Below are 26,012 nucleotides of genomic sequence, written 5' to 3'. Positions count from 1 at the left end.
GCCCGGCCGCGCGGTCAGGCCCGCGGCGCGCGGCGCTCGGGGTGGGAGAGGGCCTCGGTGACCTTGAACGCCATCTCCAGGGACTGCTGGTGGTTCAGCCGCGGGTCGCACAGCGTCTCGTAGCGGGCGTCGAAGTCGGCCTCGTTGATCGGGTCGGAGCCGCCCAGGCACTCGGCGACGTCGTCGCCGGTCAGCTCGACGTGCATGCCGCCCGGGTGCGTGCCGAGCTCGCGGTGCACCTCGAAGAAGCCGCTGACCTCGTCCATCACGTCCTCGAACCGGCGGGTCTTGTAGCCGTTGGCCGCGGTCACGGTGTTGCCGTGCATGGGGTCGGTGACCCACACCGGCTCCAGCCCCGCGTCCCGGACGCCCTCGACGATGCCGGGGAGCACGTCCCGGATCCGCTCCGCGCCCATGCGGGTGATGAAGGTCAGGCGGCCCGGCTCGCGCTCCGGGTCCAGCCGCTCCGCGAGCTCGAGGGCATCCGCGGTCGTGGTGGTCGGGCCGAGCTTCACGCCGATCGGGTTGCGGACCCGGGAGAGGAAGTCGACGTGGGCGCCATCCACCTGGCGGGTGCGCTCGCCGATCCACAGGAAGTGGGCGCTCGTGGCGTAGGGGTCGCCGCTGCGTGAGTCCACGCGGGTCAGGGCGCGCTCGTAGTCGAGCAGGAGCGCCTCGTGGGCCGAGTAGAACTCGGTGCGGCGCATGGCCTCGAAGTCCACGCCCGCGGCGTTCATGAAGCGGACCGCGCGGTCGATCTCGGCGGCCATCTCCTCGTACTGGGCGTAGGCCGGGTTGGCCATGAAGCCCTGGTTCCACTGGTGCACGCTGCGCAGATCGGCGAAGCCGCCCTGGGTGAAGGCGCGGACCAGGTTCAGGGTGGAGGCGGAGGTGTGGTAGGCCTGCACCATCCGTCGGGCGTCGTGCCGGCGTGCCTGCTCGGTGAACTCGTAGCCGTTCACGATCTCGCCGCGGAAGCTGGGCAGCGTGACGCCGTCGCGGGTCTCCGTGTCCGAGGACCGCGGCTTGGCGAACTGGCCGGCGATCCGGCCCATCTTCACGACCGGCATGGAGGCGCCGTAGGTCAGCACCGCGGCCATCTGCAGGATGGTCTTCACCCGGGCGCTGATCCGGTTGGCGGTGGACCCGGCGAACGTCTCGGCGCAGTCGCCGCCCTGCAGGAGGAACGCGCGGCCCTGGGCGACGTCGGCCAGACGGGCGCGCAGCAGGTCGACCTCGCCCGCGAAGACGAGCGGGGGCAGGGCGCTCAGCTCGGCGACGGCGGCGCGGTGATCGGCCTCGTCCGCCCAGGACGGCGCCTGTGCGATCGGCAGCGAGCGCCAGTGGTCCAGGCCGGGGATGTCGGCGGCGCCCTCCGAGATGGCGGTGCCGAAGGCCAGGATCTTCTCGCGGGGGTCTTCAGTCATGTGCACCAGGCTAGGGGCCGCGTGCCGCGCCCCGGTCTGAGCGTCCCCGGATGACGACGCGCGGGCCCCGCTCAGTCGCGGGCGCGTGGCGGAGCGGCCGTACGGCCCGCCTTCACGTCCGCCGCGTAGGTGTCCACGTACTCCTGGCCCGACAGGCGCCGGATGGCCTCCATGATCTCGTCCGTCACCTCCCGCAGCACCCGGGGGTCGCCGGCGGCCTCGGCACGGTCGGAGAAGTCCAGCGGCTCGCCGAAGATCATGCCCAGGCGCCGGATCCGCGGCAGCACGTGGCCGATCGGCTGCACCCGGTCCGTGCCGATCATCGCGATGGGCACCACGGGCGCGCCCGAGGCCAGCGCGAGCTTGGCCACGCCGATCTTGCCGCGGTGCAGCCGCCCGTCCGGGCTGCGGGTGCCCTCCGGGTAGATCCCGAGCAGCCGGCCCTCCCGCAGCGCCTCGAGGCCCGCGTCCAGCGAGCGCAGGGACGCCTCTCCGCCGGAGCGGTCCATGGGCAGCTGGTTCGCCGCCTCGAAGAACCGGCGGGTGACCCAGCCCTTCACGCCCGGGCCGGTGAAGTACTCGTGCTTGGCCAGGAAGTGCACCTGGCGGTCGAGCATGGCCGGCATGAACACCGAGTCCGAGACGGACAGGTGGTTGCTGGCCAGGATCGCCGGGCCCTCGGCCGGCACGTTCCCGAGGCCCTTCACCCAGGGGCGGAACAGCAGGCGGGTGGCCGGAGCCACGGCGAACGTCTTGGCGGACCAGTAGAACGTGGACACGAGGGCCTTCCGGTCGGGGCGGTCGGGTGCCTGCCCATCGTATGGTCCGCCTGCCTTACCCTGGCACCATGCCCCGCCCCGTCGCCGTCGCCCCCGAAGACCTCCCCCTGCGCCTCATGCCCGCCGCTCCCGCCCGGCGCGACCACTGCGTCGTGCTCCTGCACGGGTTCACCTCGACTCCGGCCTCCGTCCGCGCCTGGGCCGAGGGGCTCGCGGCAGGCGGCTCCCCCGTGAGCGTGCCCCTGCTGCCGGGGCACGGCACGCGGTGGGAGGACCTCGCCGCCACGGGTGCGGACGAGATCCGCGCCGCCGTCCGGGCCGTCGTGGACCTCGAGCTCGCCCGACACGGCCGCGTGGTCATGGCGGGCATCTCGATGGGCGGCGCCCTCGCGCTCGACGCCGCGGCCCACCGACCCGTGGCCGGCGTGCTCGTGGTGAACCCCGCGCTGCGCTTCGCCAGCCCCCTCGCCCCCTTCGCCCCGCTGCTGGCCCCGTTCGTCCCCACGGTCGCCCCGATCGCGGACGACATCGCGGACCCGACGGCGCGCGAGCGCGCCTACCCCCGCACGCCGATGGCCGGCGTCGCCGCCCTCGGCCGCATCCAGCGGGCCGCCCGCCGCGCCCTGCCGCGGATCACCGCTCCCGTGACGGTCTACCGGTCCGCCCGCGACGCCGTCGTGCCCGTCTCGAGCCACCGGGCCCTGGTGCGGGGCCTGCGCCACGCCCCCGTGGAGGTGGTGGGACTGCCCCGCAGCCGCCACGTCGCCACGCTCGACTACGACCTGCCGCTGCTGATCGACCACGGCCGGAGCGCGGTCGCCGCCATGACGACGCACTGAGTCGCGCCCCGGACCCCACCGCTCCCGGTTGTACAGTGTGCGTGACACGACTCACACTTACTTCCGTTGTGCCGCCCACCGGTCGGCGGAACCGACCCAACGCCCGAGGAGTCCCATGCACGAGATCAGCGAGCCGTACCAGCCCCGCCTGTCCCCGGAGGCGAACATCACGGACTTCCTGGAACGCCAGGCCACGGAGCGTCCCGACCACGGCCTCTTCGCGGTGGCGGACGCGCAGGATCAGTGGACGGACGTCTCCGCCCGGGACGCCCGCGAGCGCGTGCGGGCCCTGGCCAAGGGGCTCATCGCCGCCGGGATCCAGCCCGGGGAGACGGTCGGGCTCCTGGCCTCCACCCGCCTGGAGTGGACCCTGGTCGACTTCGCCATCTGGTATGCAGGCGCGGTCACCGTGCCCGTGTACGAGACCTCCTCCGTCAGCCAGGTGTCCTGGATCATCGAGGACGCGAACGTGCGCGCCGTCGTGACCGGGAACGAGGACCTCGCCAAGACGGTGCGGGACGCGGTGCAGCGCGAGGGCCTGCCGGAGCTGATCGGCCTGTGGACGATGGACCCGGCCGACGGCGACCCCGGCTCCGGCCTCGAGGCGCTCGTCGCCCTGGGCACGGACGTCACCGATGAGGAGCTCGAGACGCGCCGGTCCTCCGCCGGCCTGGCCGACCTGGCGACCATCATCTACACCTCCGGCACCACGGGCCGGCCCAAGGGCTGCGAGCTCACGCACGAGAACTTCGCGGAGCTCGTCAACCAGACCCTGTCCTCCTCGCTCGGCGACGTCGTCCGCGAGGACACCTCCACCGTGCTGTTCATCCCCCTGGCGCACGTGTTCGCGCGCTTCGTCTCGGTGCTCACCGTCGCCGCGGGCGCACGCTGCGGGCACGTCTCGGACATCAAGCGGCTCTCGGTCTCGCTGCAGACCTTCCAGCCGAGCTTCGTGCTGGCCGTGCCGCGCGTGTTCGAGAAGATCTACAACGCGGCGCTGCTCAACGCGCAGAGCGGCGGCAAGGAGAAGATCTTCCGCCGTGGCGCGGACGTGGCGATCCGCTGGTCCCGGGCGCTGGACTCGGGCCAGATGACGGCGCCCCTGCGGCTGCAGCGCGCGTTCTACTCCGCGCTGGTCTACCGCCGGATCCGGACGGCCATGGGCGGCCGGCTCGCGTACGCGGTCTCCGGCGGCGGCCCCCTCTCCACCGACCTGGCGCACTTCTTCCGCGGCGTGGGCGTGACCATCCTCGAGGGCTACGGCCTCACCGAGACGACGGCCCCCATCACCGTGGGCCGGCCGGACCGGCTGAAGATCGGCACGGTCGGACACCCCCTCGGCGGCAACCAGGTGCGGATCGCCGAGGACGGCGAGATCCTCACGCGCGGCACGTCGCTGATGCGCGGCTACCACAACCGGCCGGAGGCGAACGAGGAGGCCTTCGAAGACGGCTGGTTCCGCACCGGCGACCTCGGGGCCCTGGACGACGACGGCTTCCTCACGATCACCGGCCGCAAGAAGGAGCTGCTGGTGACGGCCGGCGGCAAGAACGTGGCACCGGCGATGCTCGAGGACGCGATCCGCAGCGACGCGCTCGTCTCCCAGGTGATGGTGGTCGGCGACGGCAAGCCCTTCATCGCGGCGATCGTCACCCTCGACACCGACACCCTGCCCGCGTGGCTCGCCGCGAACGGGCTGCCGAAGGACCTCGACGTCGCTGCGGCCGCACGCGAGGACGCGGTGCGCCGCCACATCCAGGAGGCCGTGGACAAGGCCAACAGCCTGGTCTCGCGCGCCGAGGGGATCCGGGAGTTCCGCATCCTCGACCGCGACTTCTCCCTGGAGGAGGGCCATGTGACCCCGTCCCTGAAGATGCGCCGGTCGGCGATCATGAAGGACTTCGCCGCGCAGATCGCGGACATCTACGGGGAGCCCGCCCCGCAGAACTGAACGCCCCTCGACGACGGCGCCCGGCCCCCGCGGCCGGGCGTCGTCGTCCCCGCGGGTCCGGTCAGAGCAGGCCGGAGTCCGGCACGTCCAGGCCCAGCAGCGCGTTCTCGACGACCTCGGTGAGGGCCGGGTGGGGCCAGTACTGGCCCCGCGCGAGCCGGTGGGCGTCGATGCCGAACGCCATGCCGGTCACGAGCGGCTGGATGAGGTTCGCGGCCTCGTGCCCCAGGATGTGCCCGCCCAGGATCCGTCCCGTGGCCTTCTCCGCGACGACGGTGCACACGCCCTCGGTGTCCTCCATGGCCCAACCGTAGGCGACGTCCCCGAAGGACTGGGTCTTCACCGTGATCGCGTCCGCGCCGTAGTCGGCGAGCGCCTGCTCCACCGTGAGACCGACGGAGGCCACCTGCGGATGGGTGAACACGGCCGCCGGCACGGGGCCGAGCGTGTTGGCGCGGAGGTCGTCCGGATGCTCCAGGTTGTGCGCGACGACGCGGGCCTCGTGGTTGGCCACGTGCTTGAGCTGCCACGTGTTGGCGACGTCCCCGAGCACGTAGACCCCCTCCACCGGCGCACCGTCGGAGAGCGCGCGCTGGTGCTGGTCGCTGGCCAGGACGCCGTCGTCGGTGACGTCCAGTCCCGCGGCGGCGGGGTCGAGGCGGTCCGTGTTCGGCGTCCGGCCGACCGCGATCAGCACCGCGTCCGCCTCGATGGCCTCCTCCACGATGCCGGTCTGCTCCTGGCCCTCCGCGCGATCCAGGCGCACCCGGACCCAGCCGTCCGCGGCCCGCTCGGCGTCCTCGACCGGTTCGATCCCGGCCGGGGTCCACCCCGTGCGCAGGTCCCACCGTCGGGCAGCGATCTTCGTGAACGTCGTGGACACGGACATGTCGTGCTGCTTGAGCAGCCGGTGGCCGCGGTTGACCTGGACGACCTCGGTCCCCAGCCCGGCGAAGACGGAGGCGAACTCGCAGGCGATGAACCCGCCGCCCACCACGAGCAGCCGCCGCGGCAGCCGATCCATCCGCATCACGGTGTCCGAGGTGTGCACCGACGGCAGGTCCAGGCCCGGGATCGCCGGGAGGGTGGGCCGCGACCCCGCGGCGACCACCACCTGGTCCGCCGTGATCTCCCGGCCCGAGGCGGTGCGCACGCGGCGGGGGCCGACGAAGCGGACCTCCTCCTGGATCACGCTCGTGTAGTCCAGATCGTCCCGGCGGTAGCGGAGCCCGTCGCGGCTGATGCCGTCGATGCGCGTGAAGATGCGGTCCCGGATGGCCGGGAAGTCGGCGCCCGTGAACTCCAGCCCCACCCCGAGGCTCCGAGCCTCGGGGGGCAGCGCGGCCAGGCCGGCCGGGTAGGCGTACATCTTGGTGGGGATGCAGCCGACGTTCAGGCAGGTGCCGCCGAACGTGCCGGAGTCGGCGATCACGACGCTCCGGCCCTTCCAGTGTTCGCTGATCAGGGAGTTCCCCGATCCGGAGCCGATGATGAGCAGGTCGTGGTGTTCCGCAGAGGTGGCCATGCCTCCCAGGATAGGCACGGGCCCGGACGCGGTGGCGTCCGGGCCCGTGGGGCGGCCCGCCGGCGGCGGGCTCACGCGGGGCTCACTCGATCACGAGCAGCAGGTCTCCGCCGTTGACGGGCGTGACGCCCTCCGTGACCACGCGGCGCACGGTGCCCGCGGCCTGGGCCGTGATCGTGGCCTCCATCTTCATCGCCTCGATCGTGGCCACCGCCTGGCCGACCTCGACGGCGTCGCCCTCGGCCACCTGGACGGTGACCGAGCCCGCGAACGGGGCGGCGACGTGGCCGGGGGTGCCGGGGTCCGCCTTCTCCGCGGTCCGCACGGTGGACTCGATCGAGCGGTCCCGGACGGTCATCTGGCGCAGCTGACCGTTCAGGGTGACCATCACCGTGCGCATGCCCTTCTCGTCCGGCTCGGAGACGGACATGAGGGTGGCGAGCAGCCGGACACCGCGTCCGAGCGAGATGACGTGCTCACGCCCGGGGACGAGGCCGTAGAGGAAGTCGCGGGTGTGCAGGGTGACGGTGTCCCCGAACTCCTCGCGGTGCGCCTCGAACTCCTTCGTGGGGCCGGGGAAGAGCAGGCGGTTCAGCACCGCGCGGCGGGTCTGTCCGGCCTCGGCGAGGGCGCTCGAGTCCTCCGCGGAGATCTCCACCATGCCCGCGCCCTCGCGGCGACCCTGGAGGGCCTTGGTCCGGAAGGGCTCCGGCCAGCCGCCGGGCGGGTCGCCGAGCTCGCCGCGCAGGAAGCCGATCACGGAGTCCGGGATGTCGAACTCCTGCGGACGCTCCGCGAACTCCTTCGGGTCCACGCCGGAGCCGACCAGCTGCAGCGCCAGATCGCCCACCACCTTGGAGGACGGGGTGACCTTGACGAGGTGGCCGAGCAGGTCGTCGGCCGCGGCGTACATCGACTCGATGGCCTCGAACCGCTCCCCCAGGCCGAGCGCGATCGCCTGCGTGCGCAGGTTGGACAGCTGGCCGCCCGGGATCTCGTGGTGGTACACGCGGCCGGTCGGGGCGGGCAGCCCCGCCTCGAAGGGCGCGTACGCCGAGCGGACGGACTCCCAGTAGGGCTCCATCGCGGTGGCGGCCTCGAGGCCGAGACCGGTGTCCCGCTCGGTGTGCTCGAGCGCCGCGACCAGGGCGGACAGCGGCACCTGGCTGGTGGTGCCCGCCATGGACGCGGTGGCCGCGTCGACGGCGTCCACGCCGGCCTCCGCCGCCGCGAGCAGGGTGGCCAGCTGGCCGCCGGCGGTGTCGTGCGTGTGCAGGTGCACGGGCAGGTCGAACTCGGCGCGCAGGGCGGTGACGAGCTCGCGCGCGGCGGCGGGCCGCAGCAGGCCCGCCATGTCCTTGATCGCCAGGACGTGGGCGCCGGCGTCGACCATCCGGCGGGCGAGGCCCAGGTAGTAGTCGAGCGTGTAGAGCGTCTCCTTCGGGTCCGTCATGTTGCCCGTGTAGCACAGGGCCGCCTCGGCCACGGCGGTGCCCGTGGCACGCACCGCCTCGATGGCCGGGGTGATCTGCTCGACGTCGTTGAGGGCGTCGAAGATGCGGAACACGTCGACGCCGGACGCCGCGGCCTCGGCCACGAACGCGTCCGTCACCTCGGTGGGGTACGGCGTGTAGCCCACCGTGTTGCGGCCGCGCAGCAGCATCTGGATCGGGATGTTCGGCAGCTCCGCGCGCAGCAGCTCGAGGCGCTGCCACGGGTCCTCGTGGAGGAAGCGCAGCGCGACGTCGTACGTCGCCCCGCCCCAGGCCTCCACGGAGAGCAGCCCCGGCAGGGTGTGCGCGACGGCGGGCGCGGCGGCCAGCAGGTCGCGCGTGCGGACGCGGGTGGCCAGCAGGGACTGGTGGGCGTCGCGGAACGTGGTGTCCGTGACGGCCAGCGCGGTCTGTTCGCGCAGGGTGCGGGCGAAGCCCTCGGGGCCCTGCTCCAGCAGCACCTGACGCCAGCCGTGCGGGGGCGCCGCGTCCTCGTTCCGGCTCGGGCCGTCGAAGGGCGAGCGGTCCGGCTCCTGGTGCTTGTCGCCCGGGTGCTCCGGGAGGCGGTCGCGGGGGTCGATGCCCTCGATGCGCGGGCCGTGCGGCAGGTTGACCGTGACGTCCACGAGGTACTGCAGGGCCTTGGAGCCGCGGTCCTGGGAGCGGTTCACCGTGGCCAGCTCGGGGTGCTTGTCGATGAAGTCCGTGGCGACGTCGCCGCTGAGGAACTGCGGGTCGTCCATCACGTTCATCAGGAACGGGATGTTGGTGGCCACGCCGCGCACGCGGAACTCTGCCAGGGCGCGGCGCACGCGGCGCACCGCCGTGGCGTAGTCGCGTCCGCGGCAGGTGAGCTTGACCAGCATGGAGTCGAAGTGGGGGCTGATCTCCGCACCGGCGTAGATGGTGCCGCCGTCGAGGCGCACACCGGAGCCGCCGGCCGAGCGGTAGGCGGTGATGGTGCCGGTGTCCGGGCGGAAGCCGTTGGCCGGGTCCTCGGTGGTGATGCGGCACTGGATGGCGAAGCCGCGGACCTGGAGGGCGTCCTGGGTGATGCCCAGCTCGGGCAGGGTGGCGCCGGCGGCGATGCGCAGCTGCGCGCTCACCAGGTCCACGTCCGTGACCTCCTCGGTCACGGTGTGCTCCACCTGGATGCGGGGGTTCATCTCGATGAACACGTGCTGGCCCGCACGCTCGCCCGCCGTGTCCACGAGGAACTCGACGGTGCCCGCGTTGACGTACCCCATCTCCTTGGCGAAGGCGACGGCGTCCCGGTGCAGGGCCTGCCGGATCTCCTCGTCCAGGTTCGGGGCCGGGGCCATCTCGATGACCTTCTGGTGGCGGCGCTGGAGCGAGCAGTCCCGCTCGAAGAGGTGCACGACGTTGCCCTCGCCGTCGGCGAGGATCTGCACCTCGATGTGCCGCGGCCGCAGGACGGCCTGCTCGAGGAACACGGTGGGGTCGCCGAAGGCGGTGTCCGCCTCGCGCATCGCGGCCTCGAGGGAGCCGCGCAGGTCCTCGCGGCGCTCGACGCGGCGCATGCCGCGGCCGCCGCCGCCGGCGACGGCCTTGACGAAGATGGGGAAGCCGATCTCCTCGGCCTGCTCCAGGAGCCACTCGACGTCGGCGCTCGGGTCCGAGGAGGCCAGGGTGGGGATGCCCGCGCGCTTGGCCGCGCGCAGGGCCTCGACCTTGTTGCCGGTCAGCTCGAGGACGTCGGCGGGCGGGCCGACGAAGGTGATCCCGTTCTCGGCCGCGGCGCGGGCCAGGCCGGCGTTCTCCGACAGGAAGCCGTAGCCCGGGTAGATCGCGTCGGCCCCGGCGTCCTTGGCCACGCGGATGATCTCATCCACGTCGAGGTAGGCGCGCACGGGGTGGCCCTCGTCGCCGATGCGGTAGGCCTCGTCCGCCTTCTGGCGGTGGATCGAATTGCGGTCCTCGTAGGGGAAGACGGCGACGGTGCGGGCGCCCAGCTCGTAGCAGGCGCGGAAGGCGCGGACGGCGATCTCGCCGCGGTTGGCCACCAAGACCTTGGAGAAGACGGCGCCGGCTCCGGTCGACCCGGCCGCGTCCTCTGGAGGGGTGAAGTTCTCGACAGGTGCGGTCATAGTTGGGAGTGTGTCACACCGCGCCGGAGTTCCGCCTCATGTCGCGCACAGTCACCGCTGCGAGACGAAAGATGACTGGTTCGGCGCTGTGGGGCGCCGACGCCGGCCCGGCCTCGTGCCGGGGCCGGCCGCGGGCGCCCCGCGGTGGAGGGTCAGGCGGAGCGGCGGGCCTGACGCCGCCCGGCCAGCTCGTCCCCCGGCTCGGGGGCGCCGACCACGCTCTCGCGGGGCAGCTCGGCGAGGCTGCCCTCGACCTCGCGCCACACGCGGCCGACGGCGATCCCGAAGACGCCCTGGCCGCCCTGGACGAGGTCCACGACCTCGTCCGCCGAGGTGCACTCGTACACCGAGGCGCCGTCGCTCATCAGGGTGATCTGCGCCAGGTCCTCGACACCCCGCTCGCGCAGGTGGCCCACGGCGGTGCGGATCTGCTGGAGCGAGACGCCGGTGTCCAGGAGGCGCTTGACCACCTTGAGGACGAGGATGTCGCGGAACGAGTAGAGCCGCTGGGAGCCGGAGCCGGAGGCGCTGCGGACCGTGGGGGCCACGAGGTCCGTGCGGGCCCAGTAGTCGAGCTGGCGATAGGTGATGCCGGCGGCCTTGCACGCGGTGGGACCGCGGAAGCCGACGTCGTCGCCCTGGGTCCTGCCCTCGTCGAAGAGCGTGCCCTGGGCGCCGAGCGCGGGGGGCCGGCCAGGACCTGCAGTGGGTGTCACGGGGAACCTCCTGGTGCGGGGCCCCCGGTGCGGGGAGGGGGACGCGACCGTCGTGTGCCGCCGGTGACCGTGGCGGCGCTCCCCGGTGACCGTGGGGAGGGCGACGGAGGCGCTCCGGGTGGCGGGGCCCTCTTCCCCTCGAAGGTACGCGCGGGTCCGGGGGCGGTCAACGAAGCCGGCGGCGCGGCCGCGCCGTGTCGCGCCGGCTCCGCTCAGGCGAAGTCCTCGGGGCGCACCGTGTCCAGGAAGTCGCGGAAGTCCTCGACGGCGCGCTCCTGGCCGGCGTCCTCCTCCCCCGTCCGCGCCGGCATGCCGGCGTCCGCGAGCACGGCGGGGCTGCCGAGCACGGGGGCGTCGGCGCGCAGGGCGACCACGACGGCGTCCGACGCGCGGGCGTCGACCCGGGCGCCCGTGGAGAGCACGAGCTCGGCGTGCACGACCTCGTCCCGGACCTCGGTGAGCCGCACCCGCACGACCTCGGCGCCCAGGGCGTCGACGGCGGCCAGGAGCAGCTCATGGGTGAGGGGCCGGGGCGCGCGGACGCCCTCGAGTGCGAGCGCGGCGGCGGCGGCCTCGGGCGCGCCCACCCACAGCGGGACCATCGTGCGGCCGGGCGGATCCACCAGCAGGATCACATGGTGCTGCTCGGGCAGCTCGACGCGCACGCCGAGCACGGAGAGCGGCACGTCGCCGACGTCGTCGGCGGGCACGGGGCGCGGCTCAGTCATCCCACTGCTCCAGCCCCTCGGCCACGAGGGCCGCGTGCAGCCGCAGGCTGGCCTGCGCGATCTCCCGTGCCGAGCGGGCCACGCGGGGGCGGGTGCCGGCATCGCGGCGGGCCTGCAGCGGGGCGACGGCGCGCTCCACCAGGCCCAGCTCGCGGTCGGCGGCGGCCCGCAGCGGGCGCAGGTGCCGCGGCTCCAGGCCGTGGCCCGCGAGCACGACGGCGGCCCGGGCCACGTCCATCGCGTGGCTCGGGTAGCCGCCGTCGGGATCGACGGGCAGGAGTGAGTACTGGTCCAGCTCGGCCAGCAGCTCCTCGCCCGCACCGGATTCGGCGGCGAGCTCGGCGCGTGTCCACGACCGGCGGCCCCCGGCGACCTCGCGGCCGAGCCGATCCGCGTCCGAGGACGCCGGGACCGCCGCGGTTCCGGGCAGGCCGGTGGGGCGTTCACCGCGGTCCAGCGCGGCCAGGTGTTCGGCGATCACCTTGAGCGGCAGGAAGTGGTCGCGCTGCAGAGCGAGGACGAACCGGAGCCGGTCCACGTCCTCGGGCCGGAAGCGCCGGTAGCCGGCGGGGGTCCGCTCGGGCAGGACGAGGCCACGCTCCTCCAGGAAGCGCACCTTGGACGCGGAGACGCCGGGGAATTCGGCTTCGAGGGCGGCCACCACCTCGCCGATGCCCAGCCGGCCCGCAGGGCGGGCGGTGGGGACGGCGTCGGGGCGCGGGCGCGGATCGGTCACGAGGATGACGGCTCAGCCCCGCGCCGGTCCGGCGTAGTACGTGAGCCGGTACTTGCCGATCTGCACGTGCATCCCGGAGCGCAGCAGGATCTCGTCCACGCGGTCGTGGTTCACGAAGGTGCCGTTGAGGGAGTTCAGGTCCACGAGCCGATGGCCGCCGTCCTCGGCCCGGAACTCCGCGTGACGACGGGAGACGGTGACGTCGTCGAGGAAGATGTCCGCGTCCGGGTGGCGCCCCACGGAGACCACGTCCTCGTCCAGCAGGAAGCGGGCGGACTGGTCCGGGCCTTCGTGGGCGAGCAGCAGCGCGGAACCGGCCGGGAGGGCGCGGATCGCGTCCGACTCCTCGCGGGTGAGGTCCGCCGAGACCAGCGGCGCCAGCTCGGTGAGGTTGATGGCGGAGGTGGACAGGTCCGGTTCACGTCCGGGCTGGTTCATGGGGTGCTCCTGTGCGAGGGCCGGCGCCGCGGCGCCGGAGGGAGAGACGAAGGGGACGCCGTCGCCCCGCCGGCCAGCGGCGGGGCGAGGGCGGACGGGGCTCAGCTGGTGTGCGAGGCGTAGCCCTCGGCGTCCATGAGGCCCTCGAGCTGGGCCTCGTCCGCGAGGGTGATCTCGAACAGCCAGCCGCCCTCGTAGGGGGCGGAGTTGACCAGGCCGGGCTCGCCGTCGAGCTCGTCGTTGACGGCGGCCACGGTGCCGGAGACCGGGGCGTAGATGTCCGAGACGGACTTCGTGGACTCGACCTCGCCCACCGCGGTGCCCGCGGTGACCTCGGTGCCGACCTCCGGCAGGTCCACGTACACGACGTCACCCAGCGCATCCTGGGCGAAGTCGGTGATGCCCACGCGGACCGTGCCGGCGGCGCCGGCCTCGGCGATCCACTCGTGCTCGGCGGAGTACTTCAGGCCTTCGGGGATGGAGCTCATGGAGTGCGCGTCCTTTGTGTGGTCGGGAGGGATGACGTCGTCTCGCAGACTACCGAGCGGCGCGTGATTCGCGCCACTGGCGTGCTCAGAGCACGCCGCGCATGCCGCGACGCACCGGCTTGGCGATGGCCAGCACGATCAGGCCCACGCCGAGGGTGACCGCACCGATCGTGCCGAAGTAGCCCACCTCGTTCTGCTCCGAGTAGGAGCCGGCCAGGGAGCCGGCCAGGGCCGTGCCCAGGGCGACGGACAGGTTGTACAGCGACACCATCATCACCGGGAAGCTGCGCGGGGCGACCTTGGTGGCCAGGGAGAGGCCCACCGGGGAGACGAGCAGCTCGCCCATGGTGCAGACGAAGAGGATCAGCGTCAGCCACAGCAGCGGCACGGCGGCGACGTCGGCCACCGGGATGAACAGCAGGAAGGCGATGCCGATCAGGACGATGCCGATGCCGAACTTCACCGGGGTGGCGGGCTGGCGGGTGCCCAGCTTGGTCCACAGCGCGGCGAACACCGGGGCGAACACGATGATGAAGATCGGGTTGATGGAGTTGACCCACTCCATGGGCATGAGCCAGCCGAACAGGTTCCGGTCGAGGCGGTGCTCGGAGTACAGCGCGATCACGGTGAACTGCTGCTGGAAGAGGGCGAAGAACACGGACGTGCCGATGAACAGCGGGATGAACGCCTTCACGCGCGAGCGCTCCTCCTCCGTGACCTTCGTCGAGGTCAGCAGGACCGCGAAGATCGCGATGGCCGCGACGGCGGCGAGCACGACGACGGCGTCGGAGAGGTTGTCCAGGGTGATGACGTCCGTGAGGAACAGGGCCACGACGACGGCGACCATCCCCAGGCCGATCAGGCCCCAGCGGCCGTACTGCGACCGCGGCAGCGGATCCGGGACCCGGTGCACGTCCGTGGGCAGGTTCTTGCGGGTCAGGGCGTACTGCGCCAGGCCGATGGCCATGCCGGCGGCGGCGAGGCCGAAGCCGACGTGGAAGCCCAGCGTGTCCCGCGCCAGGCCGGTCAGCAGCGGGCCGAAGAGGGCGCCGATGTTCACGCCCATGTAGAAGATGGAGAAGCCGGCGTCGCGCTTGGGGTCCTCGCGGGAGTACAGGGAGCCGACGAGGTTCGTGGCGTTGGCCTTGAGGCCGCCCGAGCCGACGGCGACGAGCACGAGGCCGAGGGCCAGGCCCGGGACACCCGGGACGAGGGCCAGCGCGATGTGGCCGAACATGATCCCGACGGCGCTGATGAACATGGTGCGCTCGGAGCCGAGCAGGCGGTCGGCGACCCAGCCGCCGAGGATGCAGAACACGTACACCATGCCGCCGTAGGCGCCGACGATGCCCGTGGCCACGGCCGGGTCGATCCCGAGGCCGCCCTCCGCGGCGGTCCAGGACATGTAGTACACGAGCATGGCCTGCATGCCGTAGAAGGAGAAGCGCTCCCACAGCTCCACGGAGAACAGGTTCGCCAGCGGGCCGGGCTGGCCGAGGAACGGGCGGCCGCGCCAGTCGGGGGTGGCGTCGTCGGGACGGGTGGCCGTCGACGCCGCCACGCGGGCGGGCGGCTCGACGTCGGGCACGCGGCCCGCGAGAGGATTCTGGGGATTTTCCACCGATCCACTGTCCTCCTCCGAGGGAGTCAGGGCAAACTCCCTGCCCGGTGACGCCGATCACATCCGCTGCCCGCGCGGCGTCCGTCCTAGAGTGGAGGCCGTGTCCGTCACCTCCGAGATCGCCCGTGCCCGCTCCCTCATCCGCGTGGTCCCCGACCATCCCAGCCCGGGCGTGGCCTTCCAGGACATCACGCCCCTGCTCGCGGACGCCCGCGCCCTGAGGGCGTGCGTCGAAGCCCTGGTGGCGCCGTTCGAGGGGCGGTTCGACCTCGTGGCCGGCCTCGAGGCCCGCGGGTTCCTGCTCGCCGGGGCGGCCGCCGTCCTGACCGGCACCGGCCTCGTGCCGCTGCGCAAGGCCGGGCGCCTCCCGGCTCCCGCGGCCCGTGCGGACTACACGCTGGAGTACGGGAACGCGAGCATCGAGGTGTCGGAAGACCTGCGGGCCGGGTCACGGGTGCTCCTGCTCGACGACGTCCTCGCCACGGGCGGCACCCTCGCCGCCGGCCGACGGCTCATCGAGGCGCGGGGCGCGGAGGTGGTGGGCGCGGCCTGCCTGCTGGAGCTCACGGCCCTTGGCGGCCGGGCCGTCGTGCCGGACACGCACGTGCTGTTCGCGTCCTGAACCGCCCCGCCCGACCGACGGAGAGTGGCGGACCAGGCTGCTCCGCGCCGGGTACGACGAAGCCGGAGCCCCGAACTGCTGAACTCCGGCTTCGTCGACGTGGTCGGGCTAGCGGGATTTGAACCCACGACCTCTTGACCCCCAGGCGTCCAGACCGTTCATACTTCTCCGAAAATGCGACGTGACGGCGTAGCCGAGCTCCAGATGCTCGGCCGCGTAGTCGGCCGGGATCACGACGGAGCCACCTCGCTTCCGGCCAGCACGGCGGAGGGCGAGGGAGTCGTCGTCGCGGACGTCGGTGACCGTCCACCTGTTGCTGTTGCTGACCCAGCCACGCCCGGAGCGCAGGCGCCGGTCGTTGTGTCGGGTGATGACGGTGTCCCCGGCGGCGGCGCGGGTGCCGTCGTGCAGTTCGACTTCGCGGAGGGCGTTCACGATGCCGTCAAGGATCAGCTCGGCGCGGGCTCGCCGGTTGAGGGCGAGCACGGCTTCGTTGGAGTCGGCCACGAGCACCGCCGCCCGCCCGGCCAGCGTGTCGGCGCGCCACGCCCGGTAGGCGACTTCGACCATCGCCTCGCTGTCGCCTTCGGCGATGCGGCCGTGGTCCGCGTAGGCGTTGATGACGCTGGTGTCGCCGTGGCGCAGGCCGAGGGAGGCAGTCTTCTCCCAGGCGTGGGCGAGGCGGTGCACGGCGGTGAGCTCGGGGGCGTCATCCCGGTCGTGGACGAGCATCGCGTAGGCGCCGGCCGCGGTCGGCAACTGGAGCTGAGCGTAGTCCCCGACGACCAACGTCTTCGCCCCGGCCGCGGTGGCGAGGGCGGTGATGCGGTCGAGGGCGAGGGTGCCGGCCATCGACGCCTCATCGACGATGACGAGCTGCCCCCGGCGGAACGTGGCCCCGGTGCGGTCGTGGGTGTCCAGCCACTTCGCCGTGTTCTCGGCGGCAATCCCGAGGTCGTCGGCGAGGACGTGCGCCGCGACCGCGGACGGAGCGAGGCCGACGACAGAGCCTCGGCCGTGCTCGTGCTCCCACGCTCGGCGCAGCGCGTTCATCGCCGTCGTCTTCCCAGCCCCGGCCGGCCCTACGAGCACGTCGATCATCCGGCCTGACAGCGCGATCCTCGCCAACGCGTCCGCCTGGTCCGGGCCGAGGGTGCGGCCCTCCCGGTCGGGCCGGGCCGTGATCCGCTCTACCGTCGCCAACGGCACGGTCGGGCCGGTAGTGGTGCGGGCGCGCTCGAGGAGGCGGTCTTCGGCCGCCAGCAGAACCTCGGAGGAGAACACGGCCGAGTGCTTCGGCCGGAACACTGATGTGCCATCCGGGCGGCGGAACGCCGCGGGGCTCGAAGCGAGCTCGGGCGGGGTCAGCCGCAGCGACACGGACTCGGCGGCGTCGACCACGAGGCCGACGATCGCTTCCCGGTCTTCGGTGGAGGCGAACCTGTAGCCGGTGGTCTGCCGGGCGGCCTCGGCCATCAGGTTCTGAGCCGCCCCCTTCATTCGGTCCGGACGTTCTGTGAGTCGCCGGTTTCCATTTGATGGGTGCACTGCCGAGCGTACTCGGCTGGGGTTAGGTAGCCGAGCGAGGAGTGCCGGCGGTGGTGGTTGTACTCGTCCTTCCAGTCGCCGATGATGACCTGTGCGTGCAGCAGCGAGTAGAAGCTGTTGATGTTGAGGCACTCGTCGCGGATCCGGCTGTTGAACGACTCGACGTACCCGTTGCGCCACGGCGAGCCCGGAGGGATGTAGGACAGGCCGGTGCGGGTGCCGGCCCAGTCGGCCATCGCCTCGCTGATGAACTCCGGCCCGTTGTCCGACCTGAGCACCGCCGGGGCGCCCCGGGCGGCGACGAGGTCCTCGAGGTGGGCGGTGAGTCGGTCGGCGGTAATCGAGCGCTCCACGAGCCCGCCGATGCACTCCCGGGTGTGTTCGTCGACGATCGAGCAGATCTTGATCGGTCGTCCGTGCTCGTCGGCGTCGAACTGGAAGTCCACCGCCCACACCACGTTCGGCGCGTCCGCCGTCGGCGCGTCGACGGTCGAGGACCCGACGCGCTTGCGTCGACGCCGCTGCGGGACCCGGAGCCCTTCGTCACGCCACAGGCGTTGGATCTTCTTGTGGTTCACCACCCACCCCTCGGCGCGGGCGTCGTGATACGCCCGCCGATACCCGTAGCGGGGATGGTCCTTCGCCCAGGCGCGCAGCCACTCCCTGAGCGCCCGATCCGGGTCCGCGACCGTGTCGCCCTTGAGCGGTCGCCGGTACGCGGAGCGGCTCAGCCCGACCAGACGGCACGCCATCCGTTCGCTCACCCGCAACTTGCCCTTGAGGTGATCGACGGCGGCGCGGCGCCTGTCCGGGCTTAGAAGTTTCCCTCAGCCAGCTCCTTGAGCGCGGCCTTCTCCAGCTCCGCTTCCGCGAGCAGACGCTTCAGGGTCGCGTTCTGCTTCTCCAGCTCCTTCAGGCGCTTTGCGTCGTCGGCCTTGAGGCCGCCGTACTGGTTCCGCCACCGGTAGTACGTCTGCTCGGACACCCCGAGCTCCCGGCACACCGCCGCGACGTCCTGACCATCGGCGAGCATCCTGTCGGCCTGCCCGAGCTTACGGACGACCTGCTCGGGGGTGTGACGCTTCCTGCTGTTCGTCATGATCTGACCAGTCTCCCTGCCCGCGACCGCGGGCAACAGGACGACTCTCATAACGACTGGACCTACGAAACGGGGTCAGCCCAGGGGAGACCTTTGCGTGGTGCGCCATCTCGCTGCCCTGGTCCCTTACCAGCGAGGTCTGCATCATCCGGGGCAGCTCGGTGAAGTACTCGATCACCGCGTCCGCGGGGGCCCTCGGCGTGTTTCGAGGGCAGGGCGAGCGGGCCGGTGAACCCGCTCATCCGCTCCACCAGCGTCGCCGCGCACGAGGACCCGTTCTTCCCGATGATCAGGTCGCCCTCCCAGTGCCCGGGTACCCGCCGCTTCGCCGCGTCCTCGCCACGCTCCGCGATCGGGACCATCCCCACGATCGGCCCGCCTCGGGAGCGGCCGTGCGTGCGGGGCCGGCGCTTGGTCCGTTTGGACTGCAAGAAGATCCCACGCTTGGCGAGTTCTCCGCGGGGGATCGCGTAGATGTACTGGTAGATCGCTTCTCCGCTGACGGTGCGGCCCTGAGCGTCGGGAGAGTTCGCCATGCGTTCAACGGTCGGGTCTGCGGCCTCCAGACGCAAGCGACCCGCGATCTCGTTCGGCATCCATGACGCTGCGAGGTCGGCGTTGACGCGGGCCTCGAGTACCGGGTCCTTTGCCACTTTCCGGACCTGTGGGCGAGAGCGCTGGCGTTGCGCTTTCACGTCCGCGGTCACGGCTTGATAGCCGCGCGTCTTCGTCGAGTTCGGTCGAAGCTCTCTGGAGACCACCGAAGGGCATCTACCCAGGTGAGACGCGATCTTCCGGACTCCCCACCCGGCCTTCGATCCCGTCGAGATCTCCATCCGCTCCGTGAACGTGAGTCGCCGCCGCACCATCCCAGGCCTCCTCGCCTCGAGCCCCCACCGACCGGGAGTGTTGCTACGACGCTATGACACCACCAACCGACAGTCATCTCTTGCCGATTTACATCCAGCCGACGACCTGAATGAAGCCAGCAGCCGAATGCACTCGACGGTCTACGTCGAAGTCGTGGTCTGGTCCAGGTCTCGGCGTCCCTTGCGGAGCCCGATTTCGTAGGCTGTAAAGGAAATGAGCGTCAGTGCGATTAACGGCAGCACGAACCACGCCATGGCTACGGTGAATCCCTCCAGTGCATCGTGCGCTGTGGCAGCCAGCACAAGGTATCCGGTGTAGGCGGCGTACAAAACCACGAACAAGCCGCCCTCCCAACGCGCCACCGCGAAGCCCGTGAACGCGATCGGCAGTAGTGCCACTGCGGCCGCCAGCATTACTGGGATATCGAAGGCCACTGCGGCGCCGGATACGGGAATGCCCTCAAGAGAGATGAGCGCGGTTAGTCCTAGCACTACCCCTATGTTGAAGATATTGCTGCCGACCACGTTGCCCACCGCTAGGTCGCGTTCACCGCGACGCACGGCAATGATGGACGTCGCCAGCTCGGGCAGCGATGTCCCGACAGCCACAACGGTCAGTCCGACCACGAGGCTGCTTACGCCCAACGTGGTGGCTATGTTCACTGCTCCTTCCACGAGCAGCGTGGCACCGGCGACCAGCAACGCGACCCCCAGCAGCACAAAGAAGAGCGACCTGCTGACCGAGGCGCCTAGCGCAGCCCCTTCCTCGTCGGCTGGATCGACGGTTGCCGAATCTCCTGTCCCTTCCCGGGCATTCACCGCGGTCTTGGCGTCCCGCCGACTAATCACCACGGACATTATGGTGTGGACCACCACACCGAAAAATAGTATCAGCCCGTCCACCGCACTGATCCTCCCATCCAGGGACACAAGGAGCAGTAGAACTGACAAGACGACCATCAGGGGCAGGTCAAAGCGGATCAGCCTCCGCTTTACAGCGAGGGGAACGACCAGCGCGGACAGTCCCAGGATGAGCAGGACATTAATGATGTTGCTGCCAACCGCATTGCCCACGGCAAGCCCCGGTTCATCACGCAGTACAGCACCGACGCTCACTGCGAACTCGGGTGCCGACGTCGCCGCTGACACTACGGTGAGACCGATCACCAATGACGAAATCCCGAAACGTCCGGCCAGTGCTGACGCCCCACGCACCAGAAATTCCCCACCCAAGACCAGCAGCACCAGTCCGGCCACGATCCGTCCAATATCAAGCGCATCCATGAGTAGGAGTGTACGGACCACAGTTCAGGCCCTGCCACGAGCACCCGCTGACCTCGAGATTTCACTGGGGTGTGGTCTCGACGGGTGGGCGTCATAGAGAAAGGTGCTCCTGGCCTGGGATGATACGGGGTGTCGAGTCTCGTAATCCCTGGCCGGAAGGAGCACCTTTCAGGTGTCCCACCCTACCGTGTTCTTCTACCCCCGCCCGCGTGTGGACGTCGCTGAGGTCCCGGCGGCCTCGCATGCGGGCGCGGTGCTGCTGACCGACACGATCCACGCCACCGGCCTCGCCTCTTCGCTGCGTGAAGCGTTGGGTTCATGGACGAAACCGCTGGCCGAGCATCACGCCTCCAAGGTCCTGCTGGACCTCGCGATGACTCTCGCGGTGGGCGGGGAGGTCGCCCGTGACACCGACCTGCTGCGGTGCGAGCCGGGCCTGTTCGGTGACGTCGCCTCGGCCCCAACGATCTCCCGCACGCTCACCACCCTCGCTGAGGACGCGCCCGCCGTGATGACCGCGATCGCCAGGGCTCGCAGGACCGCGCGCGAGCAGGCCTGGGCCCTGGCCGGCGAGCATTCCCCGGCCGAGGGGACGAGCGCGAAGACCCCGCTGGTCATCGACCTCGACGCCACCCTGATCAACGTCCACAGTGAGAAGGAGCAAGCCGCCCCGACGTTCAAACGCGGCTTCGGCTACCACCCTCTGTACGCGTTCCTGGACCACGGCAGCGAAGGAACCGGGGAACCGCTCGCGATCCACCTTCGCCCCGGCAACGCGGGCTCGAACACCGCCAGCGATCACATCGCCGTCACCCGTCTGGCCCTTGCGCAGCTCCCACCGGCCCTGCTGGGCCGGGGCGGGCGGGGATCGAAAAAGGTCCTGATTCGCACCGACGGGGCCGGCGGCCCCAAGGACTTCGCGGGCTGGCTGGAGCGGCAGCGTCTGGCCTACTCAGTCGGGTTCACCCTCCCCGCGAACACTCCTGACCTGTTGGAACGTATTGATGAGGCGAAGGCGTGGACTCCTGCCTACGACACCGACACCGAAGGGATCCGCGATGGGGCATGGGTCGCGGAACTGACCGGACTACTGGACCTGCCCGGGTGGCCCCCGGAATGCGGGTAACCGTAAGGAAGGAACGCCCCCACCCCGGAGTGCAGCTACGGATCACCGATCACAAAGGGATGCGGATCACTGCGTTCGCGACCAACGCCCCACGCGGCCAGCTTCCAGTGCTGGAGCTGCGTCACCGCCGCCGCGCGCGCTGCGAGGACCGGATCCGCAACGCCAAGGACATGGGCCTGATGAAGTTCCCGCTGCAGGGATTCGCGCAGAACCAGGTCTGGTGCCAGATCGTCCAGCTCGCCGGCGTCATCGTCGCCTGGATGCAGGCCATCGCGCTGGCCGGCCATGATGCACGTCGCTGGGAGCCCAAACGGTTTCGCGCACGGTTGTTCGAGATCCCCGCGACCATCGTGCGCCGCTGTCGGCACAAGATCCTGCATTCGAGGCTCATCGCATTTGAGGGTGTAGCAAGGGTCTGAAGCCGCCTGATTCGAGGAGGCTGCGGGCGATGTAGTTGGTGAGGTTGCGGAAGCCGAGGGCGGAGCCGCGCAGGTGTTCGAGCCGGCCGTTGATCGCCTCCGTCGGACCGTTGCTGGTGCCCAGTCGCTCGAAGAACGCCAGCACGTCGGCGGCGCGTTTGGTCAGTGTCCGGCCGAGCTTGCCCAGTTCCTCGAGGGTGTCGGGGACCTTCTTGCTCAGCGCCGCGATCACCTTCTCCATCTTGGCCTTAGCCTTTGCGCGGTCGAATTCTCGATACGCGGCGACCATGGCCTGGTAGATCTCCCAGGCCGCTTCGACCGCGGCGTGCTTCTCGTGGGCGAAGAGGACGCTGAGGTGTTCTTTTTGGCGGTCGGTCAGCAGGCTCATCCCGGTGTGGAGGGTGCGGCGCAGTTCGGCGCAGTTGCGTCCGGCAGAGTGGTGTACGAATCCCGCAGCACGTTGACTCCGGTTGGCGTGTCGACCGCGAAGTAGAAGCGGTCACCGCGGGAGGCTTTCGAGGAAACTCTCACATCCCACTCGAAAGGGACACCCGCGATGACCGCTCCCCACGATATCGACCCCCAGGCGTTTCTGTCCGATCTGCTCACCCAGGCCTCGCCGGACTTGATGCGTCAGATGCTCACCACCTTCATCAATGCCCTGCTGTCGGCCGAGGCTGACAGCGTGTGCGGCGCCGCCTACGGCGCCCGCTCGGATGAGCGCACCAACCGGCGTAACGGCTACCGGCACCGGGACCTGGACACCCGCGCCGGCACCATCGACGTCGCGATCCCGAAACTGCGCGAAGGCACCTACTTTCCCGACTGGCTCCTGGAGCGGCGCCGCCGCGCCGAGGCAGCGCTGACCACGGTGGTCGCCACCTGCTACCTGCTCGGCGTCTCCACCCGCCGGATGGACAAACTGGTGCAGACTCGGCATCACGGGCCTGTCGAAATCGCAGGTCTCAGAGATGAGTAAAGACCTGGATGCGCAGGTCGAAGCGTTCCGCACCCGGCCGCTCGATGCTGGGCCGTATCGGTTTGTCGCCGCCGACGCGCTCGTGCTCAAAGTGCGTGAACACGGCCGGGTCGTCAAGGTCGCCGCCATGGTCGCCACCGGCATCAACAACGACGGCTACCGCGAGATCCTCGGCCTGCAACTGGGCACCGCGGAGACCAGGGAGGGGTGGCTCGGGTTCTTCCGTGATCTGGCTGCCCGCGGCCTGTCGGGGGTGGAGCTGATCACCTCCGATGCCCATGCCGGGCTGGTCGAAGCGGCCGGGGCGGTGTTCGGGACGGCGCAGTGGCAGCGCTGCCGCACCCACTACGCGGCCAACCTGATGGCGGTGTGCCCGAAGTCGCAGTGGCCCGCGGTGAAAGCGCTGCTGCACAGCGTCTACACCCAGCCCGACGTCGAGGCGGTGATCGCCCAGTACGAGCACATGATCGACAGCCTGGCCACCCATCTGCCGGCCGCTGCCGAGCACCTCGAGGGCGCCCGCGATGAGGTGCTCACGTTCACGAAGTTCCCGAAGGAGGTGTGGAAGAAGATCTGGTCGAACAACCCGAACGAACGGCTCAACAAGGAGATCCGGAGACGCACCGACGTCGTCGGCATCTTCCCCAGCCGAGTCGCGGTGATTAGACTCCTCGGCGCGGTGCTGGCCGAGCAGCACGACGAATGGACCGAATCACGGCGCTACATGAGCCTGGAATTGCTGACCGCGACCGACACGATGCTCGCCGAAGCAGCCGCGAAAGCCGCGGCTGAACAAGCCGCCCTACAGGTCAGCGACACCATGACCGACGACCCCGGCCACGCGGCACTCGCCGCCTGACAACCCACCCGACCACGAGGAACCCGACAAAGCCTCGATACACCACTCAAAAGGACTTGACCATGGCTATGCCCGAGACCGACCTGCTGCGCATCGGCCGCTGGTGCCGTGAACGCGTGCCCGAGCACCTGTGGGATCAGGTGAGAGTAGAAGCCGAGATCGCCGACCGGCACGTCACGATCATCGAGACGCGGCCGCCGTGGGACGGGCAGGGCGACTGGACGCGGTTCCCGGTCGCGCGCCTGCGATACACCGTCAAGACCGGCCAGTGGAGCATCTACTGGCGTGACCGGCACATGAAGTTCCACGAGTACACGAAGAGGCGCCCGACGAAGAACGTCCAGAGTCTGCTCGACTACATCGGCAGCCACCAGGATCCGATCTTCTGGGGCTGAGAGCTCCCACGGCCGTGTCGGTACTCACCGCTACGGTCGGGAGTATGAGCGAAGAGCAATGGGATGAAGCGGCCTTCCGCGCATCGATCCCGGCCGCGCGCGAGAAGGTTGAGTTTGCCGCAAGGTTCTGCGAGATCGGCCCCTCACAGCCCCGCTGGGATAGTCACCGTCCCGTCGTCGAGTTGATCTTCTACCTCTGCAAGCTCGACTACGACATCAAGGTGCTCCTGCTGCCTTCCTGACCGATTGAAGCGCCCTGGGTTTGTTGGAGACTCCTGACCTTGGAAACGAGGATGGAGTTATGCCGAAAGAGCAGACAGCGGGGAAGCCGACGACGCGTCGGTATTCGCCGGAGGAGAAGGCCGCGGCGGTCCGGATGGTGAGGACGCTGCGTGCCGAGCTGGGGACCGAGCATGGGACCGTCAATCGGGTCGCGACGCAGCTCGGGTACGGGGTCGAGTCCGTGCGGATGTGGGTCAAGCAAGCCGACATCGACGACGGCGTCACCTCTGGCGTGAGCAGCGCTGAGGCGCGGCGGGTGCGTGAACTGGAGCAGGAAGTCCGGGAGTTGCGGCGGGCCAACGAGGTCCTCAAGCGTGCTGCGTCTTTCTTCGGGGCGGAGCTCGACCGCCACTACCGGAAGTAGTCGCGTTCATCGACGCGAACAAGGATGACCTGGTCGACGCTCGCCGGCTCGGAGTCGAGCTCATCTGCAGGCTGCTGCAGGTGGCTCCGAGCAGCTACTACGCCGCCAAGACCCGCGCCCCCTCGGCTCGCGCGGTGCGGGACGAGGAGCTGATCCCGCAGCTGGTCGAGCTCTAGGAGACGAACTACCGCGTCTATGGAATCCGCAAGCTCTGGAAAGCCGCCGGCCGGGCGGGGATCATGATCGGCCGAGATCAGACGGGCCGGCTCATGCGCGCCGCAGGGATTAAGGGCGCGACCAGGTCGAAGCGGGTGAAGACGACCCGGCCAGATCCGACCGCGGCGCGGCACCCGGACCTCGTGAAGCGGGAGTTCACCGCGCCTGCCCCGAACCGGCTCTGGGTCACCGACCTGACGTTCGTGCCGACGTGGGCCGGCGTCGCGTACGTCTGCTTCATCGTCGACGCGTTCTCCCGGATGATCGTCGGGTGGCGGTGCGCGTCACACATGCGCACCGAGATGGTCCTCGACGCGATCGAGATGGCCCGCTGGTCCCGCGGCGCTCGCCACGAGGACCTGCGCTGCCACAGCGACGCGGGGTCTCAATTCACCTCCATTCGCTACGGCGAACGCCTCGCCGAGATCGGAGCGACACCGTCGATCGGGACCGTCGGGGACAGCTATGACTGTCAGTCTCTGAGGGCCGGATTCCGCGAGGATGAGGAAGTCCTGGCCGTGGTGCTCTGACCCATCTCTACGATTGACCCACATGGTGTCTTGGCGTTGATCTGTCGGGCCCGCGGCCGGGCACGTACGACCACTGCCGCCGGTCCGGGCGTGACCTGATAGGAGCCTGGAGCATTTTCGTGACCGTGTCCCCGTGACAGTCCTGTCCGCCCACCGGCGTCGGTGCCGCCCCCGCACCCGTAGCCGAAGGACAGCCTCGTACATGAGCCAGATCGCCCCCACCCGTTCCGGTCACGTCGTGATCGGCGTGGACACCCACAAGCACATCCACGTGGCCGCCGTCATGGACTCGATCGGTGGGATTCTCGCGACCGGCACGATCGCCACCGACCGTGCCGGTTACCAGCAGCTACTGGAATGGGCCGCGGACTACGGCACCATCATCGCGTTCGGCATCGAGGGCACAGGCTCCTACGGGGCTGGTCTGGCCTCGTACATCCGTCGCCAGGGGCACAAGGTCGTGGAAGTCTCGCGCCCAGACCGACGCCTGCGTCGGTTGAACGGGAAGTCCGACACCTTGGACGCTGAGAACGCGGCCCGCGCAGTCCTGGTCAAGTCCCTGGAAGTGGTG

The 26,012-nt window shown here is 70.6% G+C and carries 19 protein-coding genes, 5 pseudogenes and 1 other annotated feature; of the genes and pseudogenes, 9 read left to right on the top strand and 15 right to left on the bottom strand.

The genetic code is table 11. The annotated features are described in order from the left end of the window. Window positions 1–14: 14 nt before the first annotated feature. Together SJ20_RS07455 and SJ20_RS07450 are read right to left on the bottom strand one after the other, a co-directional pair. A complete protein-coding gene (locus tag SJ20_RS07455) occupies window positions 15–1,427 on the bottom strand; it encodes a class II 3-deoxy-7-phosphoheptulonate synthase (protein ID WP_002854593.1) in 1,413 nt (470 codons plus the stop codon). Window positions 1,428–1,498: 71 nt separating this feature from the next. Next, window positions 1,499–2,206: a 1-acyl-sn-glycerol-3-phosphate acyltransferase gene (locus tag SJ20_RS07450; protein WP_036316678.1), complete on the bottom strand. Its 708-nt coding sequence runs from the start codon at window positions 2,204–2,206 to the stop codon at window positions 1,499–1,501. 68 nt (window positions 2,207–2,274) lie between these two features. On the opposite strand from SJ20_RS07450, the gene SJ20_RS07445 reads away from it, so the two are divergent. Both SJ20_RS07445 and SJ20_RS07440 read left to right on the top strand, forming a co-directional pair. Continuing rightward, the gene (locus SJ20_RS07445; protein ID WP_044659487.1) at window positions 2,275–3,045 is read left to right on the top strand and encodes a carboxylesterase; all 771 of its coding nucleotides are present in this window, start codon (window positions 2,275–2,277) and stop codon (window positions 3,043–3,045) included. A gap of 115 nt (window positions 3,046–3,160) precedes the next feature. Then, on the top strand, window positions 3,161–4,996 hold the full coding sequence (locus SJ20_RS07440; RefSeq protein WP_044659486.1) for a long-chain fatty acid--CoA ligase: 1,836 nt from the start codon (window positions 3,161–3,163) through the stop codon (window positions 4,994–4,996). A gap of 61 nt (window positions 4,997–5,057) precedes the next feature. On the opposite strand, the gene SJ20_RS07435 is transcribed toward SJ20_RS07440, so the two are convergent. The 8 genes from SJ20_RS07435 to SJ20_RS07400 all read right to left on the bottom strand — a co-directional run bounded on the left by SJ20_RS07435 (window position 5,058) and on the right by SJ20_RS07400 (window position 14,849). Continuing rightward, complete coding sequence (locus SJ20_RS07435; protein WP_044659485.1) at window positions 5,058–6,521, bottom strand: mycothione reductase; 1,464 nt, start codon at window positions 6,519–6,521, stop codon at window positions 5,058–5,060. 82 nt (window positions 6,522–6,603) lie between these two features. Further along, the gene (locus tag SJ20_RS07430; RefSeq protein ID WP_044659484.1) at window positions 6,604–10,122 is read right to left on the bottom strand and encodes a pyruvate carboxylase; all 3,519 of its coding nucleotides are present in this window, start codon (window positions 10,120–10,122) and stop codon (window positions 6,604–6,606) included. A gap of 152 nt (window positions 10,123–10,274) precedes the next feature. Next, a complete protein-coding gene (locus SJ20_RS07425) occupies window positions 10,275–10,838 on the bottom strand; it encodes a MerR family transcriptional regulator (RefSeq protein ID WP_044659483.1) in 564 nt (187 codons plus the stop codon). A 212-nt stretch (window positions 10,839–11,050) separates the two neighbouring features. Next, window positions 11,051–11,566, bottom strand: a complete 516-nt coding sequence (locus SJ20_RS07420; protein ID WP_002854604.1) for a bifunctional nuclease family protein — start codon at window positions 11,564–11,566, stop codon at window positions 11,051–11,053. Next, complete coding sequence (locus tag SJ20_RS07415) at window positions 11,559–12,302, bottom strand: MerR family transcriptional regulator (RefSeq protein WP_044659482.1); 744 nt, start codon at window positions 12,300–12,302, stop codon at window positions 11,559–11,561. Before SJ20_RS07415 ends, SJ20_RS07420 begins: the two co-directional genes overlap by 8 nt. A 12-nt stretch (window positions 12,303–12,314) precedes the next feature. After that, on the bottom strand, window positions 12,315–12,740 hold the full coding sequence (locus SJ20_RS07410) for an FHA domain-containing protein (protein WP_002854606.1): 426 nt from the start codon (window positions 12,738–12,740) through the stop codon (window positions 12,315–12,317). Window positions 12,741–12,841: 101 nt separating this feature from the next. Continuing rightward, on the bottom strand, window positions 12,842–13,228 hold the full coding sequence (gene gcvH / locus SJ20_RS07405; protein WP_002854607.1) for a glycine cleavage system protein GcvH: 387 nt from the start codon (window positions 13,226–13,228) through the stop codon (window positions 12,842–12,844). Window positions 13,229–13,313: 85 nt separating this feature from the next. Beyond that, on the bottom strand, window positions 13,314–14,849 hold the full coding sequence (locus tag SJ20_RS07400) for a peptide MFS transporter (protein ID WP_082067605.1): 1,536 nt from the start codon (window positions 14,847–14,849) through the stop codon (window positions 13,314–13,316). Window positions 14,850–14,949: 100 nt separating this feature from the next. On the opposite strand from SJ20_RS07400, the gene SJ20_RS07395 reads away from it, so the two are divergent. Next, entirely contained in the window at window positions 14,950–15,471 is a 522-nt protein-coding gene (locus tag SJ20_RS07395; protein ID WP_036316668.1) for an adenine phosphoribosyltransferase, read from the top strand. Window positions 15,472–15,645: 174 nt separating this feature from the next. Here the strand turns inward: SJ20_RS07395 and SJ20_RS07390 are convergent. The 4 genes and pseudogenes from SJ20_RS07390 to SJ20_RS07375 all read right to left on the bottom strand — a co-directional run. Then, window positions 15,646–16,953: pseudogene (locus tag SJ20_RS07390) on the bottom strand (AAA family ATPase); the annotation flags it as partial. A 14-nt stretch (window positions 16,954–16,967) separates the two neighbouring features. Continuing rightward, window positions 16,968–18,118 (bottom strand): IS3 family transposase gene (locus tag SJ20_RS07385; protein ID WP_131661471.1). Its coding sequence is split into 2 segments (ribosomal slippage): window positions 16,968–17,848 and window positions 17,848–18,118, totalling 1,152 coding nucleotides; the frame shifts between segments, so codons are not numbered across the junction. Between the two features lie 62 nt (window positions 18,119–18,180). Next, window positions 18,181–18,954: an IS30 family transposase gene (locus SJ20_RS11745; RefSeq protein ID WP_230278250.1), complete on the bottom strand. Its 774-nt coding sequence runs from the start codon at window positions 18,952–18,954 to the stop codon at window positions 18,181–18,183. A gap of 174 nt (window positions 18,955–19,128) precedes the next feature. Further along, a complete protein-coding gene (locus tag SJ20_RS07375) occupies window positions 19,129–20,271 on the bottom strand; it encodes a calcium/sodium antiporter (protein ID WP_043282823.1) in 1,143 nt (380 codons plus the stop codon). Window positions 20,272–20,443: 172 nt separating this feature from the next. Between SJ20_RS07375 and SJ20_RS07370 the strand changes: the two are divergent. Next, a pseudogene (locus SJ20_RS07370) lies at window positions 20,444–21,816 on the top strand (IS1380 family transposase). Here the strand turns inward: SJ20_RS07370 and SJ20_RS07365 are convergent. Then, a pseudogene (locus SJ20_RS07365) lies at window positions 21,785–22,249 on the bottom strand (transposase); the annotation flags it as partial. The pseudogenes SJ20_RS07370 and SJ20_RS07365 overlap by 32 nt on opposite strands. 123 nt (window positions 22,250–22,372) lie before the next feature. On the opposite strand from SJ20_RS07365, the pseudogene SJ20_RS07360 reads away from it, so the two are divergent. From SJ20_RS07360 to SJ20_RS07335, 5 genes and pseudogenes are all read left to right on the top strand, one after another. Then, window positions 22,373–23,654: pseudogene (locus SJ20_RS07360) on the top strand (IS256 family transposase). 62 nt (window positions 23,655–23,716) lie between these two features. Continuing rightward, on the top strand, window positions 23,717–24,049 hold the full coding sequence (locus SJ20_RS07355; protein WP_036315702.1) for a DUF3024 domain-containing protein: 333 nt from the start codon (window positions 23,717–23,719) through the stop codon (window positions 24,047–24,049). Between the two features lie 44 nt (window positions 24,050–24,093). Continuing rightward, a complete protein-coding gene (locus tag SJ20_RS07350; protein ID WP_010078466.1) occupies window positions 24,094–24,291 on the top strand; it encodes a hypothetical protein in 198 nt (65 codons plus the stop codon). A 59-nt stretch (window positions 24,292–24,350) separates the two neighbouring features. Beyond that, window positions 24,351–25,381 (top strand): annotated as a pseudogene (locus SJ20_RS11740) (IS3 family transposase); the annotation flags it as partial. Beyond that, window positions 24,650–24,784 (top strand) — a sequence feature (AL1L pseudoknot). Its footprint overlaps the pseudogene before it by 135 nt. Window positions 25,382–25,643: 262 nt before the next feature. Further along, window positions 25,644–26,012: transposase (locus SJ20_RS07335; protein WP_044659480.1), on the top strand; the 369-nt coding region annotated here is incomplete at its 3' end.

This window comes from Micrococcus sp. MS-ASIII-49 (genome assembly GCF_000946635.1).
Lineage (GTDB): Bacteria > Actinomycetota > Actinomycetes > Actinomycetales > Micrococcaceae > Micrococcus > Micrococcus luteus.
This window is presented reverse-complemented; position numbering and strand designations above follow the sequence as displayed.

Excerpts from the sequence above, each read along its gene's own strand:
- SJ20_RS07455 (WP_002854593.1), bottom strand. The coding sequence starts at position 1,427 with ATGACTGAAGACCCCCGCGAGAAGATCCTGGCCTTCGGCACCGCCATC.
- SJ20_RS07445 (WP_044659487.1), top strand. The coding sequence starts at position 2,275 with ATGCCCCGCCCCGTCGCCGTCGCCCCCGAAGACCTCCCCCTGCGCCTC.
- SJ20_RS07440 (WP_044659486.1), top strand. The coding sequence starts at position 3,161 with ATGCACGAGATCAGCGAGCCGTACCAGCCCCGCCTGTCCCCGGAGGCG.
- SJ20_RS07435 (WP_044659485.1), bottom strand. The coding sequence starts at position 6,521 with ATGGCCACCTCTGCGGAACACCACGACCTGCTCATCATCGGCTCCGGA.
- SJ20_RS07430 (WP_044659484.1), bottom strand. The coding sequence starts at position 10,122 with ATGACCGCACCTGTCGAGAACTTCACCCCTCCAGAGGACGCGGCCGGG.
- SJ20_RS07420 (WP_002854604.1), bottom strand. The coding sequence starts at position 11,566 with ATGACTGAGCCGCGCCCCGTGCCCGCCGACGACGTCGGCGACGTGCCG.
- SJ20_RS07410 (WP_002854606.1), bottom strand. The coding sequence starts at position 12,740 with ATGAACCAGCCCGGACGTGAACCGGACCTGTCCACCTCCGCCATCAAC.
- gcvH (WP_002854607.1), bottom strand. The coding sequence starts at position 13,228 with ATGAGCTCCATCCCCGAAGGCCTGAAGTACTCCGCCGAGCACGAGTGG.
- SJ20_RS11745 (WP_230278250.1), bottom strand. The coding sequence starts at position 18,954 with ATGGAGATCTCGACGGGATCGAAGGCCGGGTGGGGAGTCCGGAAGATC.
- SJ20_RS07375 (WP_043282823.1), bottom strand. The coding sequence starts at position 20,271 with ATGGATGCGCTTGATATTGGACGGATCGTGGCCGGACTGGTGCTGCTG.
- SJ20_RS07355 (WP_036315702.1), top strand. The coding sequence starts at position 23,717 with ATGGCTATGCCCGAGACCGACCTGCTGCGCATCGGCCGCTGGTGCCGT.
- SJ20_RS07350 (WP_010078466.1), top strand. The coding sequence starts at position 24,094 with ATGAGCGAAGAGCAATGGGATGAAGCGGCCTTCCGCGCATCGATCCCG.